Origin of the sequence: Gordonia sp. p3-SID1431, from assembly GCF_025143765.1 — a bacterium.
GTDB lineage: Bacteria > Actinomycetota > Actinomycetes > Mycobacteriales > Mycobacteriaceae > Gordonia > Gordonia hongkongensis.
Map to the genome: position 1 here is coordinate 1 of NZ_JAMBDT010000176.1, position 3,930 is coordinate 3,930.

Here is a 3,930-nt window from a genome sequence, read left to right on the forward strand (position 1 = left end):
TCCCCCCTTCCCACCTCCCTCACGCACGCGCAAGGGAGGTGGGAAGGGGGGAGGGGGTAGGGAAAACAAGGGGGTGTGGTTGTGATGAAAGGTATGGAAATGGCTGGGTTGAGTAGTAGGGATATTTTTCTTCTGTCCGTTCTGGCCTCGTGTCGGGTCTTTTCACTGACGGATGTGGCGGTTTTGTTGGGGCTGAATAGGGAGGAGATGGGAAAGGGGCTGGTGGATAAAGGAGTGGGGAAACCGATAGAGCAGGTGGAGAAACTTCTGGGTGAAATTCGTGGGGGGATAGTGCCGGTGCAAGAAAGGGTGTTGCCGGTGCCGTCAAATGTGAATCGGGTGGTGAAGAGATGGGAAGAGAAAGGGCTGGTAAGGCGTGAGCATCTGTTGCAGTCGGTAGGGCCGGTGGTGGTGCCGACGGCGGCGGCGGCGGAGCTGGCGGGCGTTCCTGCGTCTCGTCCGCCAGGGGTGGGGGTGTTGGAGCACGCGCTGGCGATCAATCGGGTGCGGTGGACGGTCGAGACCGTCACCGATCTGGAGTGGGTGTCGGAGTCCTCGCTGGCGCGGGACGCGGAGGGGAAAAAGCACGTGCCCGATGGGGCACTGAAAAAGGCCGGCGCGGATGCGCCGTCGGTCGTGGTCGAGGTCGAGCGGGCCGCGAAGGGCCCGAAGCGGCTCGCGCCGCTGCTCGTGGACCTGCTCCGGACGCACGACCGGGTGCTCTACGTCTGTGCGTCGCGGTCTGTGGCTGAGGGTGTGGGCCGCGCCCTGGCGGGCGCGGTGAAAAGACCCGACGACCAGAAACGGCTCCTCGTGTGCGTGGAGGGGGAGAGACTCCCGGAGCCGTTTCTGGCGCAGTTCGGCCGCTCTGGCGTGCGGCCGACCGCGAGCCCGGTTCCGTCTCCGAGGCCGGAGCCGAAACCGCCAGTTCCGCAAGGCAACTGGCAGGGGTACGGGGGAGGAGGTGCGGCTGCAACTCCTCAGGCAAGGCACACGATCTGAAGTACATCAAAGAAGGAGATCAGTAATGCGGAAATTCATTCGGACCTCGGCCGTCGCGGCTGCTGCGGCAGCCGCTGTGGCCATCGGTGCGGGTGTCGCTGGCGCGACACCCGCAGAGCGAGTCCAGAACGGACAGTACACATTTCATGTGTACTCACTGCCGCTCCAGCCGCCGGTGGCGTCTGTCCCGGCGAGCGTGGCCGACGGCCAGCTCGTGTCGAACGGGATCGTGCTCCCGTTCGAGGTCGTCCCGGCGCTCGAAAGCGACGGGACGACGGTCATCCCCGAGGTGGCCTTCGTCGAGCTGAATGGCTCGCCGGTCGGCTTCCTCGAACGCTGACGACTGCTAGCAGGAGCAAGCGAAAAGAGTGACCTACGTCACACCGTAGGAGGTCTGCGGCGCGCCACCCCCAACCGGGCGGTGGCGGGCCGTAGACAGAAAAGCGCCCCGCAGGCTGGCCGGCCGTACGGGGCAAGAGCTCTTCAAAAACTCAGGGACAGGTTACCCAGGAAACCTGACACTCTTCAACGAGTGAACCTCGACCGGCGCGGCGGCGCTGATCAGATGGGGTAGACGCCACCGGCTAGTCACCGGGTGTAGAGAGACGCGAAAGCGGAGCAAGACTGGAGTCGCAGGGCTACGAGGTTGCCCCCTAGTGGGGTGGAAAACGTTAGGCCCACTCGATGACCGGTGCAGAGCCGGTGCCCCTGGCAGGGAGACCCTGCGACACATGGCGCCCTAGCGGACCAGGTAGTGCTGCCGCCTGATGATCGTGCCCCACACCTCCGAGCCGGAGTCAGTGGAACGTATTCAGACTCTCTCCGAAGAACCCAAAACCCCAGTTCAGGGCGTTTTGGTTCTTCGGAGAGTCTGAGTCCTGAACCCCTCCCAACCCGTCCAGAGTCAGTGGGCAAAGAGCGGTGTCAAGCGGGAGGGGTTCAGGGCTTCTGGCAGTCCGAGCGTAGCGAGGCCCGATTGCCCCGCAGGGCCACTAACCGCAGGTCAGACAGGGTTGGTGAGGGGATCGGGAACTAGGGCTGGAGAAGCGCGGTAGGAGCCAGGAAACCACGCTGGGAGCCAGCGTGGGGCACTCATGATGAGTGCCGACGTAACCACCACCTGAGCTGGGGAAACGAGGCCAGAACATGACTGATGGGCGAGCAGAGATCGAGGCGTGGCAGGCGCAGATGCACGACCAGCTCGACGAAGCCAACCGCCGGCTTCTCGCGGATCAGGTGCGACGGTTCGTGGCCACGCATCGACCCGCGAAGGCCGAGCACTGCCACTACCGAGTGGAGTGGTCTGACCTGCACGAACAGTACGTGGCGGTCGTCGACGAGTTCACGTCTCTGACCTCGAGGGCGGAGACAGCAGGTGAGGCCGAGCGCGGCCTCCGGGAGCAGGTAGAGGGGTTGCTGGTGCGCGAGGTGTTCGAGGCGGCGCAGCGTCGTGAGCTGCGATGATCAAGACGCGAGAGAGGGGAAACAGATGACCAGCAGCAGGATCGTGCGAGCTGAGGAGCTGCGACCCTACGACGTCCTCGTGGACGGGCTCACGCCCGCGCTCGTGGTCGGTGTCGAAAAGGCCGGCGCGGAGGTGAGCGTGACCGCTCGCCTCCTCGACGAGGACCTGGACACCGACCCGTTCGAGTTCACCAACCGCGGGCGCGAGTGGCGAATGATCGCCACCGACAGATGGGTGGGCTGACCTGCGGCTATGCCTCGGGATCGGCCAGCGAGGCCAGGAACTCGCCACCAGACGAGTAGACCTCGCTGTCCCCGGCGTCCAGCTCGCGCTCTGACGCCGTGACGGCCTGCTGCACCTCGGCAGTCCAGAACCACGCCTGCTCACTACTCATCGTTCCATCCAGCGATACCGAACGGACATCGCCGTCTAGGCGGGTGAGGGTTACGTCCCCCGAGGGAGTGACGGACACGTCGCTGACCGGTTCGATGCTCTGATTCTCGGACAAGCTCATGTCCACGGTGCGCAGGCGGTCGTGCAGTCGCTTGGCCACCTCGGCGTCGTAAAGCTGCGCCTCCTCCGGGGTCAGCTCCTCGGAGGCCAACTCGCCGGCCAGAGCCCGCGTCACGCGGTCGTCTGTGCTCATGATCGGGATTATCTCAGGTCTGTCGGAATGATCAGATAACATCGTCTTACTCCTTTCGTTTGGCGACGCTTGGGGTAGCACAAAGAAAGGCCCTCACCTTCGGGTGGGGGCCTTTTTTGCGTCAATCGTTCGGTTGGTCAGAACGGGGAAATCGAAACGAGGTGCTGCCGCGACGGTACTCGCTGCGCTCGCACCGCCTTGCCACAGAATCACGTGGTACCATAAGCGCGCGCGGTCGTTTTTACTCAACGAGCGACTCTTCTCGGCACACAGATCGACTTTCTTGGACTGACTGACTTTTAGCCACACAGATTGGTGACCGCGCATCCCAATCGGATCGCCGCTCCTGCGGCGTGGCTAAAGGACGTGCTGCCTTGAGAAATGTTCGCCTCGGCCCGCTCTTCGCGTGCCTGTTCATGCTGCTCAGCCTGGTTTTGCTGCCCTGGGTACTGATCATCCCCGGCCTCATCGTGGCTCTCGTCATCGCCCTGGTCACCAGGCTCGGCTTCGAGCGGTGGCAGGTGTGGACCGGAGCCAACTGGTACAACGCACCAATTCTGTTGGTGCTCATCCTCATTGCGTGGGAGAACGGCTGGCCGGTGAACCAGCCAACCGAGTGGCTGGTCGTGACCATCCCGCTGTGGTGCGTGATGATCTGGCGGTCGTACCGCTGGGCCTGGCGCTCGCTGCTCGGCCAGTCCTTCGAGGCCGGGGAAGGCTCGGCGTCGGGCCTGAACAAGGTGCTCCCGGCCATGATCAACGGCCGGTGGGCGCGCGCAGGCGCGCGGCTCGGCTGGCGGCTCGACACCGCCGCCGA

At 64.3% G+C, this 3,930-nt stretch carries 5 protein-coding genes and 1 pseudogene; 5 read left to right on the forward strand and 1 reads right to left on the reverse strand.

Annotated elements, in window-relative coordinates:
* Nucleotides 1-99 precede the first annotated feature (99 nt).
* From M4D77_RS23525 to M4D77_RS23540, 4 genes are all read left to right on the forward strand, one after another.
* Nucleotides 100-1,002 carry a hypothetical protein gene (locus tag M4D77_RS23525; RefSeq protein ID WP_259937687.1) on the forward strand — a complete coding sequence of 301 codons (903 nt, stop codon included), beginning with the start codon at nucleotides 100-102 and terminating at the stop codon, nucleotides 1,000-1,002.
* A 25-nt stretch (nucleotides 1,003-1,027) separates the two neighbouring features.
* Entirely contained in the window at nucleotides 1,028-1,342 is a 315-nt protein-coding gene (locus tag M4D77_RS23530) for a hypothetical protein (protein ID WP_259937690.1), read from the forward strand.
* An 806-nt stretch (nucleotides 1,343-2,148) separates the two neighbouring features.
* Nucleotides 2,149-2,466, forward strand: coding sequence for a hypothetical protein (locus M4D77_RS23535; RefSeq protein WP_259937692.1), 318 nt, complete (start codon nucleotides 2,149-2,151; stop codon nucleotides 2,464-2,466).
* Between the two features lie 25 nt (nucleotides 2,467-2,491).
* A complete protein-coding gene (locus tag M4D77_RS23540) occupies nucleotides 2,492-2,710 on the forward strand; it encodes a hypothetical protein (RefSeq protein WP_259937694.1) in 219 nt (72 codons plus the stop codon).
* A 7-nt stretch (nucleotides 2,711-2,717) separates the two neighbouring features.
* Here M4D77_RS23540 and M4D77_RS23545 read toward each other — a convergent pair whose 3' ends face one another.
* The gene (locus M4D77_RS23545) at nucleotides 2,718-3,113 is read right to left on the reverse strand and encodes a hypothetical protein (protein ID WP_259937696.1); all 396 of its coding nucleotides are present in this window, start codon (nucleotides 3,111-3,113) and stop codon (nucleotides 2,718-2,720) included.
* A gap of 416 nt (nucleotides 3,114-3,529) precedes the next feature.
* On the opposite strand from M4D77_RS23545, the pseudogene M4D77_RS23550 reads away from it, so the two are divergent.
* Nucleotides 3,530-3,930, forward strand: a pseudogene (locus M4D77_RS23550) (hypothetical protein); the annotation flags it as partial.